Raw genomic sequence first — 15158 nt, 5'->3', positions numbered from 1 at the left:
CAGGAGCATCCGTCCCCTTCCCACCGGCACCCCAGACCGCAAAAAGCCCCCGCGAGGGGGGCTTTCACGGGTCGGGCAGGGGAATTACCCTTCCACGCGGGTCAGATTGATCTCACCCACGCCAACAGCGAAATTCACGCCAGTCTGCGTGTTCACGCTGATCGGTTGCAGCGCCAGCGTGTTTTCCGAACCGCCGGTCATCGCATTCGCGCCAAGGCCGACACCCAGTGTCGCCTCTGCCGAAACGCCCTTGTAGCTGCCGTTCAGCCCGCCTTCGACATATTCGGATTCCGTCGGTGCCAGCACCAGCCAGGACATCTGGCCATTCTGGGTCTTGCCGATATCAATGCCATAGCGGTTGATTTCACCGACATAGGTTTCATCCGCCAGACCTTCCTCCACCGGGTTGAAGACGCAGGTCAATTCCCGCGTTGAGCCAAAGACATAGCCGGTGCCGTCACCCACATCACAGGACAGCGATCCGATTTCGGTGTGATCGACGGTCTCACTGTCCGCCGCATAAGCGGTTGTTCCCAAGGCCGCACCGGCAATCATGGCGGCGGCAGCGGTCATTTTCATGTTTTTCATGTTGTGTGTCATAGTCATCTCCTGCTGGGCGCTGTTGAAACGCCCGTTTCTGCGGCATTCGGGTGCCCTGGTGACCGGCAAGGCCTTGTGCCCTGCCGCCCCAACCGACAGCCAGCGTCAGCCCGGGGGGTGACGATGCCTCTCTTGCCAACACAACACGGGCGGGCCACGCAGGTTCCGGCAGTGTGGGACTTTCCGGGAAATGGGGCGGATTTCCGCAACACCGCCCCTGTTGCGCCATGTTTTGGTCGCGATGGAAATCTAATGCGAAGGCATGAAGCACACCGCAGCACTCAATCCCCCGGCGCAGGCCTGATGGGCGTCGCTGGACAAATCGGCAGGGCCGTGGCACCCGTGGCGCCGATGAACAATGATTTGATTTCCTTTGCGCCCCGGGCGCAGGACGGTGCCGCGCTGCGCGCCGCCTTTGGCCGTTTTGGCACCGGTGTCACGGTGATCACCACCCAGACGGAATCCGGGCCGCTGGGAATGACCGCAAATTCCTTTTCATCGGTATCGCTGGATCCCCCGATGATACTGTGGTCCGCGGCGCTGCGCTCCAAGCGGCATGACGTCTTTGCAAAGGCGCCGCATTTCTGCATCCACATCCTGGCAGAGGATCAGGGCCCTCTGGCCCGGCACTTCGCGGGCCAGGGTCATGATTTTTCAGGTTTCGACTGGCAGGAAGGCCCCCATGGCACCCCGACCCTTGCGGGCGTGCTGGCGACCTTTCACTGCGAAACCCATGCGGTGCATCCGGCGGGGGATCATTCCATCATCCTCGGCCTGATCACCCATGCCGCGCAGCGCCGGGGCCATGGCGCGGGCCTGCTGTTCGATCAGGGACGTTTCGGGACCTTCGTGCCGCAGGACCCTCAGTAATCCTTTTCAAAGAACAGGCCGATACCGCTGTCGCCGTCCGAGCCCAGTGTCGCCTTGCCCTTGAGGTTCGGCGTGATGTCGATGTTCAGCGAGATATCCGCGGTGCCGTCGGATGCGGCGGTCACATCGGAATAGACGTTATCCGAGATATACTTGCCCGCGCGCACCGCTGTCGCACCGCTGTCGGTTGTGGTCACATCCAGATCGTCCAGGCCAAAGCCATCGCGCAGACGCGAGACCACGCCGGCCCCGCCGCGCCCTGCAAGCGTCGCCACGGCAGAGGCCAGTTGCAGCGCCTGGAAGGCCGAGATGTCGTCGATGTTCTTGCCGAACAGAAGCTGCGCCAGCACTTCGTCCTGCGGTGCCGCCGGGGTGGATTCGAAAATCACCTCCGGTTCATCCGCCGGTCCCTGTACGATCACCCGCACTTCGCCTGCGTTTGTCTTGGTCGAGGACACGAACCGCAGATAGGGGATCAGATCGCCCTGGAACTGCACCGACCCCTCCACCAGGTCAAAGCGTTTGCCGAGAATGTCCAGCCTGCCGCGGAGCAGTTCGAAGCGGCCCGCAGAGATGATGTTATTTGTGGTCCCGGTCAGGGTCAGCCCACCGCCCAGTTCGGCGTCCAGCCCCCTGCCCCGCACGAAAATGCGGTTCGGCGCATTCACCTGCAGGTTCAGCCCAAAGCCGCCCCCGCTGCTTTTTGCTGACGGGTCGGCACCGGACTGCGCCCCGGTCAGCCCCGCCTTGCGGCGCGTGGCGATCACGGCCTGATCCGCACCGATATGGGTGATCTGGGGAATATCCCCGATGGTGGTCAGCCCGGTCGAGGGGACGTTCACATTGGTCTCGCCCACGTTGATCTGCCCGCTGATCTGCGCGCCCCCCGCCAGCGGGCCTGCGATCCGCAGATTGCCCCCGACACTGGTGCGATAGAGCTTGGGATCGGTCAGAACGACGTTTTCCAATGCGATCTGAATATCCGCGGGCAGGGATCCCGTCAGGGTCACACCGCCGCCGACCCGCAGACGTCCGCCGCCAACCGCATTGGCGGTCACGTCGATATTGGCGCGGTTGTTGCCAAGCTGGATATCCGCATTCATCGCATCAAGCGCGATGCGCAGGTTTGGCGCGCTCAAGGTCGCGCCGGATGTCGTGATCCGGCCAGAGACCGAGGACAGCGCCGGCGGGCCATTCACCGTCAGATCAAACCGTGCCTGCCCCTGCAGGCTGCGCGGTTCGATAAAGGGCTTGCTGAGCCCCAGCGGCGCGGTGCCCGCGATGTCCAGGTTCAGGGTGCCGTTCTCGGCCACCTGACCCGAAACACGCGCCTGCGTGCCACCCGGACCCTGCGCCGCGGTATTGATCTGCCATGCGCCGCCCTGCCTGCGGGCAGAGCCGTCAACGTCAAGCGGGCCGTTCAACTGCGGCACGATGGCTGCGAGATTGGGCATCGCCAGCGAGTAATCCACCGCAGCGTTGGCCCCGGTGACAACGCCGGTGACCGTGGCGCGCGCCGAATAGGGTCCGCTCGCCTGGGTGTCGACCGCAAGGCCCTCCGGGGTCTGGTAGAGCTTGCCATTGGCCGAAAGCGGGCCGTTCACCCCGGGCAGCATCGGGTTCACATTGGGAACCGAGAGGTTGAAATTCAATGACATGTCAGGGCCGGTCGCCAGCCCCGCCACCAGAGCCTTGGCGCCATAGGGGCCCGTCGCTTCGGTATCCACGACAAAGCCTGCATCGGTCTGGCGCAGCGTGCCGGTTGCCTTCAGCGGCCCTCTCACCTGCGGGGCCAGGGGTCGCAGGTCAGGCACCGACAGATCGAAACGGATGTCGATGGCCGGGCTGACCAGCCCTTCGACCGCCGCGGTCAGATCATAGGGCCCCGTCGCATCGGTGCGGATACGCCAGCCGTCGGGCGTCTGGCTCAGGCTGCCGGTGGCCCTGACCGGGCCTTCGACCTGCTCGGCAAATGGCTTTGCATCAGGCACATCGGCGGTGAATTCGATCCTTGCATCCGGGCCTGTCGCCAGCCCCCTGGCTGTCAGGGCGGCACCATAGGGGCCATCGGTGACCGCATCGACAACCCAGCCGCGCCTGTCCTGCCTGGCCGTCGCGCTGACCGTGATCGGCCCGTCATATTGCGGCAGGACAAGGCCGATATCCTCCAGCCGGAAATCCGCCTGCACGCGGCTGTCATCGCTGCGCAGTTCCGCCGCGCCGGTCAGGCTCAGGGCATCATTCTTCAGCACCAGATCGCGCAGGAAGGTGCCGGTCTCATCCCGGCTGGCCTGCAGGCTCAGCTCTGTCCGGCCCTTCAGCACCGCGTCGGCCTGCGGGATGCCCAGCGCAAGATCCTGTGTGCTGCCGGTTGCCTTCAGGTCGAACAGGCCGCCCAGCGGTGTCACCGTGCCCTTCAGGCCCAGGTCGGTCTGGCCATCCAACTCGCGCCCGGCAAGGGCCGAAAACCGGCTGAGGTCGGCAGCGCTCAACGCCATGTCGAGCCGGGTGCGGAAATTGTTCTCAAGACCCGCGATGATGATCTGGCCGGTCAGCCCGTAATCCGTTCCGGTCAGATCCAGATCGCTGATCCGCGTCGGCTGGCCCTCGATGTAGTTGATATTGGCCTTGCCGGTGATGCGCCTGCCGATCGCCTCGGCACTGGCGGCGTCGGTCAGTTCCAGCCCGTCGGCCGTAAAGCTCACATCACCCAGAAACTGCCCGACCGAGCCGACGTTGCCCTGCAAGGTGCCATCAAGGCCCAGCTGGGTGCGTTCAATGGCAAGCCCCGCCATTTCCAGCGCGTCAATGTCGAAATCCGCATTCAGCGCCTCGCCATTGTCCGCGTCATAATTCACCCGAAGACCAACGCGTTTCACAATTGTGCCCTCGCCGCCCAGGGGCAGCAGGATGGTCGTGCCGTCAGGGTTGGCAATCGTGCCGGTGATGTCGATGACTGAGGGCCATTTGTCCCTGTTCAGCGTGACCCGGCCCGCCAGATCGGCGGCCTGTGCCTTGAGGGTGAAATCGCTGACCTCGACCGCGCCGCTGCCTTCGACCAGCGCGTCGATCTTCAGCTGCACCTCCTCGCCAAAGAATTCGCGAAAGCGTGGCGCCAGCAGCGCGGTGACGTCACCACCGATGTCAGCCCGGATGCGCCGGTCAGGCGTGTCGAACCCCCCGCGCGAGGCTTCGGTGCCCAGGGTGATTTTCCCCGCCAGCCGTTCCTGCCCGTCGGTCGAGATATTGAGATCGCTTGCGAAATCGGTGAGCGGCCCGCTGCCCTCAACCGTCATCTCGACGGCGGGCTGATCGGGCAGGTTCATCAGTTTCGCGACAATCCCCTCCTCGCCCTCGCTCAGTTTCACCAAGAGATCGAGGATGTTGTCGGACCGTTCAAGGTTGGCCTTGATCGCGAATTCACCCTGTTTGGCATCCGTGCGGCTGGCCGAGATGTCGAGGTTCAGCAGATCGTCGGTATATTGCGCCGTGGCCCGCAGGCTCAGCTGCGCGGCCTCGCCCAGTAGCGGGGCACCGAGGTTGATCTGATCCACTCCAAAATCGGCGATATTGATGGAAACCGGCAGTTCCGGCAGGCTGAAAGGTTGGGCTTCGGCCTCCGGCAGATCGACGCCTTCCTCGGGAAGCGGCAGGCGGGGCAGGTCCAGCCGCGCCGCCGTAAGGCTCTGAACCTCCAGCCGTCCGCGCAACAGGGCGGAACGGGTCCAGTCCAATGTCACGTCTTCCAGCGTCAGCCAGACCCCTTCGCTGTCGGCAATGGTCATGCGGTCAAAGCTGGCGGTGGAGCTGAGCGCGCCCTGAAACCCGTCGATGCTGACCGTGCGTCCCGCCCCGCTGAGCGCGTCCTGGATGGCGCGGGTCAGAAAACCCTTGTCGTCCTCCTGTGCCACGGCGGCACCAAGGCTTGCGATCCACAATGTGACCGCCACGAGAAATGCAACCAGCCCCCGCATCAGAATGCCTGCCCTATGCCGATATAGACCTGAAAGTTCTCACCCGTCTCCGGCCCTGAGGTCGGCACGGCAAGGTCAAGCCTGATCGGCCCGATGCCGGTATCATAGCGCAGCCCGAAGCCCGCACCGGATTGCCATCGGCCCGACCCGTCATAGAATTCCTCGGCCCCGATATAGCCCGCATCGGCGAAACCGACGATCCCGATGGCATCGGTCACCTTGATCCGCGCCTCGGCGGAAAAGCCGACAAAGGAGCGCCCGCCGACCGTCTGCCCGCCGCCCAGATCGACGCCCAGCGACTGATAGGGTTGCCCCCTGACCGTTCCGCCACCGCCGGAATAGAACAGGTAATCGGCGGGTGCCTCGGACAGGTCCGGCCCGTAAACAGACCCAAGCTGCCCGCGCAGGGCAAAGGTGACCGGGCGGGTCTGCCCGAAAGTCTTGTAATAGCGCGCATCGACATAGGTGCGCAGCCCGTCGTCCGCCCCGCTGAGCGCCAGGAACGGCGTCGCCGAGGCGTTGATGTAATAGCCCTCTTTCGCGTCAAGTTCCTTGTCGCGGTAGTCGAATTCGATGCCCAGCGGCAGGGTCAGCAAGCTGTAGCGGTTGGTGCCAAAGGCGTCGCGTGTCTCGGCCCGGCGCAGACCCAGCCCCAGCCGGTAGGTCCGGTTTTCATTGGCGATGCGGGTGAAGCCCGCCTCAACATCCAGCTGCCGGGAAAAGAAGTTCACCTCGTCGAGCTGTTCCAGCTTGGTCAGCGCGTAGAAGTTCGTGTCTTCGTTGAAGGTTGCGGGGCGGTCGAAACGGGCGGACAGGCGATAATCCTCACCGCCGGAGTTGCCGCCGATCCCGCCCGCTTCGGCCTCCAGCCGCAGCCGTTCCGCGCCGCCCAGCAGGTTGCGGTGCATCCAGTAGGTCGAGACCGTCAGCCCTTCGAGCGAGGAAAGCTCCGCCCCGAAACCGAAACGCCGCTTCGGCGCTTCGGTGATCAATGCGGTGATGGGAAGCGTGTCGCCGGGCCCGATCACCTCGCCCTCCTGCAGGGCCACGGCATTGAAGGCACCGGTGCGCCGCAGCCTTTCGCGGGCCAGCCGCAGGTCCTGGGGCGAGAAGACCTTGCCCTCCGGCAGGCCCGCGATGTCGATGATACGCTGGGTGCGCACATCCTGATTGCCCTTTACGATCAGGGGACCGAACCGCAGGCGCGGGCCCGGGGCCAGGCGCAGATTGGCATCAATGGTGCGCTCTGCGTGCCGCGCGGTCAGGTCCTGGCTGGCCAGTTCGGCCTTGGCGTGACCCTGGTCGCGCCAGCCCTCGATCCCGGCAGAAACCGTGTTTTTCAACACCCCCAGGCTGGCGGTCTGGCCGCTGGCAAATCCTTCGGGCAATTCGGTGCCGGGAGCAATCGGCGCGATACGGGCCTGTCCGAAACGGAACCGGGGGCCCGGATCAATCGCGATCACCGCCTGGCTGATCTGACGCGGCGGGTTCACCGGCGGGATGTTCACCGCGTCCACGCCGTCCAGCGTGATCTTGATCACCGGACCGAAGTAGCCGTTGTCATAGAGAACCGCCAGCAGCCTCTGGTAATCGGCCTGCGCCGCCGCAACCACCTCCTGCGAGCTGGGATTGGCACCTTCCGCCGTCTGCTCGACCAGCAGGGACCCGCCGGCCAAAGTCTTGTAAAGATCGCTGCGCTCCGGAATACCGGTGATCTTGAGGTTCGCCGCCGCGCCAAACTGTGCCGTCGCCGCAAGAAACAACGCCAAAAGCCCGGCAGCCTTGCCGCGGTTCTTCGTAAGCAATGCCTTGAATTGCGCCACGCCAACGCCCCCTACTCACACCGAAACACCGTGGTTGCCACGGTCTGTCCTTTTCGGACACTTAGACCGATTAAGCGATATTTCCGCCCTGCCTGCAATCCGACTCTGGTGTTTGAAGGCCTGTGAACCGCATTATCTGGTGTTCCCCGGGCATTCACGACAATCGCGCAATAAATGGGCGGGTTCCCGCGCATCGGCGGACCGGGTGCCGGCGCATCGAAACCGGATCACTCTGCCCCGGCCCCGCCCCTCGTGGCGCTGACCGTTCATCATGACCCCGCCTCAGAAACAGGTTGGCGGGCTGTCATCCTCTGTGAAAGGCAGGGCTGGTGCAGGTGAGAGGACAAACCTCGAACCAAACCCGTGCTCAAGTAGCGCTCCGCGCGGTAGCACAACAAAAGTTGGTGCGGGCGGTGGGACTCGAACCCACACGGGGCTACGCCCCAACAGATTTTAAGTCTGGTATGTCTACCATTCCATCACGCCCGCATGCGCCGCACCATAGCCGCTGATCCCGGGGTGTAAATGGTCAGATGTCGCGGTCTTTGGGGCCAAGCGGTGCGCCTTCGGCCAGCAATGCGGCCTCCGACAGCCAGGGGTTGTTTTCCACCGCTTCGAGCAATTGCGCACGGGCCTCGTCGATGCGGCCCAGATTCATCAGGGTCAGGGCCCGGCCCGATTGCGCCGCGATATGCAGGGGCTGCAGCCCCAGCGCAATATCCAGATCGACAAGTGCCGCTTCGTAGTCTTCCTGCAGGAAATGGATATAGGCGCGCTGGTTGAAACCTTCGGCATATGCGGGGCAATAGGCCGCCAGCCTGTCGAACTCCGCCAGCGCCCCGGCAAAATCATAGGAATCGCGCCGCCGCAGACCGGCGTCCAGCACCTCCTGCGCCGCCGAGTCGGGGGCGCGCAGCCAGACTTCCCACATTGCGGCCGATGCCCGGCGCCCGTCAGTATAGGTCTTGGCGGCCTGGGATCTGGCGATGAGGTTCAGCATCTCGGACCGCACGTCGGGCGGCGCGGGACACTCCGCGATGGCCATCGCGGGCGACAGTGCCAGTGCAAGGATCAACATGCGCATGGCCTAAGAATGGTTCAGATTGGCCTTCCGTCAAGCACCATCCGCCAGCATCGTCTCTTTCACCGCCTCCATCGCCACATAGGTCGAGGTGTTTGACACATGCGGCAGGCTTGATATCGTCTCGCCAAGGAACTTGCGATAGGCGGACATGTCAGGCGTCCGCACCTTGAGCAGGTAGTCGAAATGGCTTGCGATCATATGGGCCTGCTCGATCTCGGGCACCTTGGCCACCGCCGCATTGAAAGCGCGCAGGGCGGCCTCCCGGGTGTCGTTGAGCCGCACCTCGACAAAGGCGACGTGATCAAGGCCCAGACGGATCGGGTCGAGCAGGGCGCGATAGCCGATGATCACCCCGGTTTCCTCCAGCCGGCGCAGGCGGGCCTGGGTGGGTGATTTGGACAGGCCGATGCGCTTGGCAAGATCGGTGATGCTGATGCGGCCGTCCTCGGCCAGGACCGAGAGAATCGATCTGTCAAAGCGATCCAGTTCGAATGTGTCACTTTTCACTTCGCGTCCCCCTCAATTGCCGCAAATCGCATCGTGGAAATCCGATTATAAGTCAAAAGGCCCTGCAAGGATACGATATACTTGGCGGATGATCTGATGGAGGAACCCATGACCGTTCAGAATGCCCCCTCACTGCGCCACCGCATCGACGCAGGCATGTATGCCGACCCCCAGGCCGTTCTGGACGGGCTGATCGACAGCGCCAAGCTCAGCGACGAGGCGCGCGCCGCCATCAGCGCCGATGCCGCAGGTCTGGTCCGCGACATCCGCAGCACCACCGCGCCCGGCCTGATGGAGGTCTTTCTGGCCGAATATGGCCTGTCCACCGACGAAGGTGTCGCCCTGATGTGTCTGGCCGAGGCACTGCTGCGGGTGCCGGACGCGGATACCATCGACGCGCTGATCGAGGACAAGATCGCGCCCAGCAACTGGGGACGCCACATGGGCCATTCCACCTCTTCGCTGGTCAATGCCTCCACCTGGGCGCTGATGCTGACGGGCCGTGTGCTGGACGATGATCAGCCCGGCCCGGTGCGCCACCTGCGCGCCGCGATCAAACGCCTGGGCGAACCGGTGATCCGCACCGCCGTTTCCCGCGCGATGAAGGAAATGGGCCGCCAGTTCGTGCTGGGTGAGGACATCGAAGCCGCGATGAAACGCGCGGCGGGGATGGAGAAGAAGGGCTTCACCTATTCCTATGACATGCTGGGCGAGGCCGCGCGCACCGAGCGCGACGCGAAACGCTATCATCTGAGCTATTCCCGCGCGATTTCGGCCATCGCAACCGCCTGCACCGATGAGGACATCCGCAAGAACCCCGGCATTTCGGTCAAGCTGTCGGCGCTGCATCCGCGCTATGAGGTGGCGCAGGAAGAGGCGGTGATGAACGAGCTGGTGCCGCGTCTGCGGGCGCTGGCGCTGCTGGCAAAATCCGCCGGCATGGGACTGAACGTTGATGCGGAGGAAGCCGACCGGCTGGCCCTGTCGCTGGAAGTGATCGAGCGCGTCATGTCGGAGCCTGCGCTGGCAGGCTGGGACGGGTTCGGCATCGTGGTACAGGCCTTTGGCCCCCGTGCGGGCACGGTGATCGACGCGCTTTACGAGATGGCGCAGAAATATGACCGCAGGATCATGGTGCGTCTGGTCAAGGGCGCCTATTGGGACACCGAGATCAAGCGCGCCCAGGTGGACGGGGTAGACGGCTTTCCGGTCTTCACCCAGAAGGCCGCGACCGATGTCAGCTATATCGCCAATGCGCGCAAGCTGCTGGGCATGACCGACCGGATCTATCCCCAGTTCGCCACCCATAATGCGCATACCGTCGCTGCGGTGCTGCACATGGCAAAGGACAAGGAAACCTTCGAGTTCCAGCGCCTGCACGGCATGGGCGAGACGCTGCATACGCTGGTGATGGACAAGCACAAGACCCGCTGCCGCATCTATGCGCCCGTGGGCGCGCACCGCGATCTGCTGGCCTATCTCGTGCGGCGGCTGCTGGAGAACGGGGCCAACTCCAGCTTCGTGAACCAGATCGTGGACGAGGATGTGCCGCCCGAGGTCGTGGCCGCCGACCCCTTTGCACAGCTGGGCCGCACCAATGTCGCGATCCCCAAGGGGCCGGAGGTGTTCCTGCCCCATCGCCGGAACGCGCGGGGCTTCGATCTGTCACACGCCCAGACCCTGACCGAGGTGGAGGAGGCGCGCGCGCCCTTCCTGTCGCACCACTGGGAAGCAGCCCCCCTGATCGCGGGCAATGCCGCGCCGGAAAAGCCGGTGGCGGTGACCAATCCGGCCCTGCCCGATGCCTCCCCCGGCACGGTGCGCCATGCGTCGAAGGCCGATGTGGCGATGGCGCTGGATAACGCCGCCCCCTGGGACGCCCCGCTGGAGGAACGCCGCCGGGTGCTGATGAAAGCCGCCGACCTGATCGAGGAAAACTATGGCGAGATCTTTGCTCTGCTGGCCCGCGAGGCGGGCAAGGGCCTGCCGGATTGTGTGGCGGAACTGCGCGAGGGGGTCGATTTCCTCTACTACTACGCCGGACAGGCGATGAACGAACCGCCCGCAGGCATCTTCACCTGTATTTCGCCCTGGAACTTTCCCATGGCGATCTTCACCGGACAGATCGCTGCGGCACTGGCGGCGGGCAACGGCGTGCTGGCGAAACCGGCGGAGCAGACACCGCTGGTTGCGCATCTGATCGTGCAGTTGCTGCACCGCGCCGGGGTGCCGGAAACCGCGCTGCAACTGCTGCCCGGCGGCGGTGACGTGGGCGCGGCCCTGACCGGCGATGCGCGCGTGAACGGCGTGGCCTTCACCGGCTCCACCGCCACGGCGATGCGCATCCGCGCCAATATGGCCGAACATTGCGCCCCCGGCACCCCGCTGATCGCGGAAACCGGCGGGTTGAACGCGATGATCGTGGACAGCACCGCGTTGCCTGAACAGGCGGTGCAGGCGATTGTCGAAAGCGCCTTCCAATCGGCGGGCCAGCGCTGTTCCGCGCTGCGCTGCCTTTATGTGCAGGAGGACATTGCCGAGGAATTCACCAGGATGCTGATCGGCGCGATGCAGGCGCTGAACATGGGTGATCCCTGGCAGCTGTCCACCGATGTCGGCCCGGTCATCGACGAGGCCGCGCGCAAGGGGATCGCGGATCACATCGCCGCCGCCCGTGCCGAGGGGCGGGTGATTGCCGAGCTGACCGCGCCTCAGGGCGGCACCTATATCGCGCCCACCATCATCAGCGTGAAGGGCATTGCCGATCTGGAGCGCGAAATCTTCGGCCCGGTGCTGCATCTGGCGACCTTCAGGAGCGGTGATCTGGACAAGGTGATCGACGCGATCAACGCCACCGGCTACGGGCTGACCTTTGGCCTGCACACCCGCATCGACGACCGGGTGCAGCATGTGTCCGAACGGATCGAGGCGGGCAACATCTATGTCAACCGCAACCAGATCGGGGCGATTGTCGGCAGCCAGCCCTTTGGGGGCGAGGGGTTGTCGGGCACCGGGCCAAAGGCGGGCGGGCCGAACTACCTGCCGCGCTTCAGCGCGCCGGATGTGCAGCAGCGTGACGGCACCTGGGACAAGGCGCAGGACAAGCTGCCCCCCTTGCCGCCACATGGCGCCTATAAACCGATCGAGACCCTGTCGATGCCGGGGCCGACGGGCGAATCCAACCGCCTCTCCACCCTGCCCAGGCCTGCGCTGCTCTGCATCGGTCCGGGCGCGGAAGCGGCGGCGGCACAGGCCCGCGCGGTGGAGGCCCTGGGCGGCGTTGCCGTGCAGGCCAGCGGCCGGATCGACCCGGCGGCGCTGACGGACGGTCCCGGCTATGGCGGTGTCCTGTGGTGGGGTGACGCGGAAACCGGCCGCGCCATCGAACAGGCCTTGTCAAAGCGCAAGGGGCCGATCACGCCGATGATCCCCGGCTTGCCCGATCCCGCCCGCGTGCGCGCCGAGCGTCACGTCTGCGTGGACACCACCGCATCGGGCGGCAATGCGCAGCTTCTGGGTGCGGCGACCTGATCAATCAGGACCGGGCAATCTCCATTGCCCGGTCCACCGCCAGTTGCGGTGAGGACAATATCGGCACGGTCACGTCCGCCAGATAATCCGCAGCCCCCATCATGGAGGCCTGGGCAAGGACCACCGCGCTGATGTCGGGGGTCTCCGACAGCGCCTGCCGGATACGCGCCGCGATTGCGCGGGAGAATGCCGCTGTCTGTCCCGCCTCGAACAGCGGCCAGACTTCGGCGCAGAGCAAGAGCTCTGGCAGCACCTTCCGGTCCAGCTCTGACGCGGCGCGCTCCAGCAAGTCGCAGGTCGCCCGGCGGGTGCTTTCAAGGCAAAGCACCACCAATACCCTGCCGCCAAGCCGTGCCGCGCTCTCCATCAGTGGCCGGTCGATGCGCAACAGACGTGGATCGGCCTGCGCCATATCGTCAACGAGCGGCCCCAGGGTCGAACAGGTGCACAACACCGAACCCGCATCACCAAGTGCCGCGATGGCCTGCCGCAGATCGGCGCGCGCGGCCTCTGCCCCCTCCTCGCGCGCCTGCGCCAGCAGGTCAGCCCTCACCACATGACGGACAACGCCCTGAAACCCTGCCTTTGCGAACAAGGCGTCGAATGTCGCGATATGGACATCGGCGGTATGCAGGCAGGTGATCTTCATCGCGGCGGTCTTTCGTTTTACGGCAGGCAACACCACTTGACCCGGCCTGTGCAATGGCAAATTGTGCGGCCATGTTTCCGATACGTGATCATAACCCTTCCGGGCGCACGCCCTATGTGACCTACGCGCTGATGATCCTGAACATCGGGATCTTCCTGAGCTATGTGCCGATCCTGTCGGACCCGCGCGAGATCAACCTGTTTTTCTCAAACTATGCGCTGATCCCGGCGCAGGTTACGGATGGCGGCGGTCTGAGCGGGCTGTTCACCTCGATGTTCCTGCACGCAGGCTGGATGCATCTGGCCGGGAACATGCTGTTTCTGTGGATCTATGGCGACAATGTCGAAGACGAGATGGGCCATATCCCCTATCTGCTGTTCTATCTCGCCTGCGGCACCGCCGCAGGCCTGGCGCAGGTGCTGTTTGAACCCGGCTCATGGGTGCCGATGGTGGGCGCATCCGGTGCCATCGCGGGTGTGATGGGCGGCTATCTGCTGCTGTTCCCCAAGGCCAAGATCGACATCCTGATCATCTTTATCGTGTTTTTCCGCATCTTTCCGATCCCGGCCTGGATCATCCTGATCCTGTGGTTTGCGATGCAATTCATCGGCGGCATGGGGGCGACGCCCGAAACCGGTGGCGTGGCCTATTGGGCGCATGCGGGCGGGTTCATTGTCGGGCTCGCGCTGACCCTGCCGCTGTGGCTGCGCCGGGGCGGTTTCAGCTTCTGGTCCAGGACCGAGGGCCACCCGCCGCATCCTGCTGCGACCTATCCGACCGTTCGCAGCCGCATTCCCAGGGTCAAGCGGCAATGAGCGCGGATCCGATGGATATCACCGCGTCCTGCCATTGCGGCGCGGTCGAGCTTGAGGCGCATCTGCCCGGCGGGCTGGCAGATACCGGGCGCTGCACCTGCTCTTTCTGCGCGCGCAGACAGGCGGCGGCGGTGACCGCCACAACCGCATCGGTCAAAGTGACGAAGGGCGCGGAAAACCTGACGCTCTACACATGGAACACCGGGACCGCGAAGCATTATTTCTGCAAGACCTGCGGCATCTACATGTACCACCAGCGGCGGTCCGATCCTGCGCAATGCGGCGTGAACCTGGGCTGCATCAAAGGGGTCAAGACCTGGGAACACGAGCCTGTCAAATGGACAGATGGCGTGAACCACCCTTCAGACCGCCGCTGAAGGCCGCCTGTCTCAGCCGCGGATGGCTTTGGCGAAATTGCTGAAAATCGCTTCGTTGCCGCAGATGATTTCGCCGTTCTCCAGCACATCGCCCGCAGGGTCGAGCGGCTCAACCAGCCCGCCCGCTTCCTTGACGATCAACAGCCCTGCCGCAAGATCCCAGGCGTTCAGACGGCGTTCCCAATAGCCGTCATAGCGACCGGCGGCCACATAGGCGAGGTCCAGCGCAGCCGATCCCCAGCGCCGCACACCGGCGCAAACCGGCATCAACCGGCCCAGATCCTTGAGCGTCGCGGGCAGGTCGGAGCGACCGCCAAAGGGCAGACCGGTGGCAAAGATGCTTTCGATCATGCGGCTGCGCCCCGAGACCCGCAGGCGGCTCTCGTTCATCCAGGCCCCGGCACCTTTTTCGGCAAAGAACATTTCATCCTTGGCGGGGTCAAAAACCACCCCGGCCACGATCTGACCTTTGTGTTCCAGCCCGATGGAAATCGCCCAATGCGGCAGACCGTGCAGGAAGTTGGTGGTGCCATCCAGCGGATCGACAATCCAGCGGCGCGTCGGGTCTTGCCCGGCTTCCTCGCCGCCCTCTTCGGCCAGCCAGCCATAGGTCGGGCGTGCGCCCATCAATTCTTCCTTGAGGGTCTTTTCCGCGTTCAGATCGGCGCGGCTGACGAAATCGCCTGCGCCCTTCACGGAAACCTGCAGGTTCTCAACTTCGCGGAAGTCCTTGATCAGCCCGCGCCCCGCCTTGCGTGCCGCCTTGATCATGATGTTGAGATTCGCACTGCCAACCATGTTGTGCCCCTTAGATGGATCAGGCGCTGCGTATATGCTTCACGTGACAGAATGCCAAGGGGCAGATCGCCCGGAAAGCCCGCACAGCTTGTGACGTGTGATCACCCTTGCCTTTGCGGTTGAATGCCAC

11 protein-coding genes and 1 tRNA gene are annotated in these 15158 nt (G+C 64.5%); 4 read left to right on the top strand and 8 right to left on the bottom strand.

Features of this window, described 5'->3' with window-relative positions; genetic code table 11:
- Positions 1 to 84 precede the first annotated feature (84 nt).
- Positions 85 to 588 (bottom strand): DUF992 domain-containing protein, encoded by a 504-nt coding sequence (locus tag ACWNZ3_RS06185; protein ID WP_496901558.1) that lies wholly within the window; start codon positions 586 to 588, stop codon positions 85 to 87.
- Positions 589 to 951: 363 nt separating this feature from the next.
- On the opposite strand from ACWNZ3_RS06185, the gene ACWNZ3_RS06180 reads away from it, so the two are divergent.
- The gene (locus ACWNZ3_RS06180; RefSeq protein WP_496901557.1) at positions 952 to 1470 is read left to right on the top strand and encodes a flavin reductase family protein; all 519 of its coding nucleotides are present in this window, start codon (positions 952 to 954) and stop codon (positions 1468 to 1470) included.
- On the opposite strand, the gene ACWNZ3_RS06175 is transcribed toward ACWNZ3_RS06180, so the two are convergent.
- The 5 genes from ACWNZ3_RS06175 to ACWNZ3_RS06155 all read right to left on the bottom strand — a co-directional run bounded on the left by ACWNZ3_RS06175 (position 1464) and on the right by ACWNZ3_RS06155 (position 8858).
- The gene (locus ACWNZ3_RS06175) at positions 1464 to 5444 is read right to left on the bottom strand and encodes a translocation/assembly module TamB domain-containing protein (protein ID WP_496901556.1); all 3981 of its coding nucleotides are present in this window, start codon (positions 5442 to 5444) and stop codon (positions 1464 to 1466) included. The two genes, ACWNZ3_RS06180 and ACWNZ3_RS06175, sit on opposite strands and share 7 nt — an antisense overlap.
- On the bottom strand, positions 5444 to 7213 hold the full coding sequence (locus ACWNZ3_RS06170) for an autotransporter assembly complex protein TamA (RefSeq protein ID WP_496901885.1): 1770 nt from the start codon (positions 7211 to 7213) through the stop codon (positions 5444 to 5446). Before ACWNZ3_RS06170 ends, ACWNZ3_RS06175 begins: the two co-directional genes overlap by 1 nt.
- A gap of 456 nt (positions 7214 to 7669) precedes the next feature.
- A tRNA-Leu gene (locus tag ACWNZ3_RS06165) sits at positions 7670 to 7756 on the bottom strand.
- Positions 7757 to 7796: 40 nt separating this feature from the next.
- Positions 7797 to 8345, bottom strand: a complete 549-nt coding sequence (locus ACWNZ3_RS06160) for a tetratricopeptide repeat protein (RefSeq protein WP_496901555.1) — start codon at positions 8343 to 8345, stop codon at positions 7797 to 7799.
- A gap of 36 nt (positions 8346 to 8381) precedes the next feature.
- Entirely contained in the window at positions 8382 to 8858 is a 477-nt protein-coding gene (locus tag ACWNZ3_RS06155; protein WP_114272747.1) for an Lrp/AsnC ligand binding domain-containing protein, read from the bottom strand.
- Positions 8859 to 8966: 108 nt separating this feature from the next.
- On the opposite strand from ACWNZ3_RS06155, the gene putA reads away from it, so the two are divergent.
- Entirely contained in the window at positions 8967 to 12389 is a 3423-nt protein-coding gene (putA, locus tag ACWNZ3_RS06150) for a bifunctional proline dehydrogenase/L-glutamate gamma-semialdehyde dehydrogenase PutA (protein ID WP_496901554.1), read from the top strand.
- A 4-nt stretch (positions 12390 to 12393) separates the two neighbouring features.
- Here putA and ACWNZ3_RS06145 read toward each other — a convergent pair whose 3' ends face one another.
- Positions 12394 to 13038 carry a hypothetical protein gene (locus tag ACWNZ3_RS06145; RefSeq protein WP_496901553.1) on the bottom strand — a complete coding sequence of 215 codons (645 nt, stop codon included), beginning with the start codon at positions 13036 to 13038 and terminating at the stop codon, positions 12394 to 12396.
- Positions 13039 to 13109: 71 nt separating this feature from the next.
- Here ACWNZ3_RS06145 and ACWNZ3_RS06140 point away from each other — a divergent pair, with 71 nt between their 5' ends.
- Together ACWNZ3_RS06140 and ACWNZ3_RS06135 are read left to right on the top strand one after the other, a co-directional pair.
- On the top strand, positions 13110 to 13853 hold the full coding sequence (locus ACWNZ3_RS06140; protein ID WP_269365106.1) for a rhomboid family intramembrane serine protease: 744 nt from the start codon (positions 13110 to 13112) through the stop codon (positions 13851 to 13853).
- Positions 13850 to 14230, top strand: coding sequence for a GFA family protein (locus ACWNZ3_RS06135; protein ID WP_269365109.1), 381 nt, complete (start codon positions 13850 to 13852; stop codon positions 14228 to 14230). Before ACWNZ3_RS06140 ends, ACWNZ3_RS06135 begins: the two co-directional genes overlap by 4 nt.
- A 12-nt stretch (positions 14231 to 14242) precedes the next feature.
- Here the strand turns inward: ACWNZ3_RS06135 and ACWNZ3_RS06130 are convergent, their stop codons facing one another.
- On the bottom strand, positions 14243 to 15028 hold the full coding sequence (locus ACWNZ3_RS06130; RefSeq protein ID WP_269365111.1) for an inositol monophosphatase family protein: 786 nt from the start codon (positions 15026 to 15028) through the stop codon (positions 14243 to 14245).
- Positions 15029 to 15158 lie beyond the last annotated feature (130 nt).

Source organism: Sulfitobacter sp. IGS-18, from assembly GCF_059628195.1.
This window is presented reverse-complemented; position numbering and strand designations above follow the sequence as displayed.

What these genes read in the sequence shown, in the direction of transcription:
- ACWNZ3_RS06185 (WP_496901558.1), bottom strand. Translation starts at nt 588, where the DNA reads ATGAAAAACATGAAAATGACCGCTGCCGCCGCCATGATTGCCGGTGCG.
- ACWNZ3_RS06180 (WP_496901557.1), top strand. Translation starts at nt 952, where the DNA reads ATGAACAATGATTTGATTTCCTTTGCGCCCCGGGCGCAGGACGGTGCC.
- ACWNZ3_RS06175 (WP_496901556.1), bottom strand. Translation starts at nt 5,444, where the DNA reads ATGCGGGGGCTGGTTGCATTTCTCGTGGCGGTCACATTGTGGATCGCA.
- ACWNZ3_RS06160 (WP_496901555.1), bottom strand. Translation starts at nt 8,345, where the DNA reads ATGTTGATCCTTGCACTGGCACTGTCGCCCGCGATGGCCATCGCGGAG.
- putA (WP_496901554.1), top strand. Translation starts at nt 8,967, where the DNA reads ATGACCGTTCAGAATGCCCCCTCACTGCGCCACCGCATCGACGCAGGC.
- ACWNZ3_RS06145 (WP_496901553.1), bottom strand. Translation starts at nt 13,038, where the DNA reads ATGAAGATCACCTGCCTGCATACCGCCGATGTCCATATCGCGACATTC.
- ACWNZ3_RS06140 (WP_269365106.1), top strand. Translation starts at nt 13,110, where the DNA reads ATGTTTCCGATACGTGATCATAACCCTTCCGGGCGCACGCCCTATGTG.
- ACWNZ3_RS06135 (WP_269365109.1), top strand. Translation starts at nt 13,850, where the DNA reads ATGAGCGCGGATCCGATGGATATCACCGCGTCCTGCCATTGCGGCGCG.
- ACWNZ3_RS06130 (WP_269365111.1), bottom strand. Translation starts at nt 15,028, where the DNA reads ATGGTTGGCAGTGCGAATCTCAACATCATGATCAAGGCGGCACGCAAG.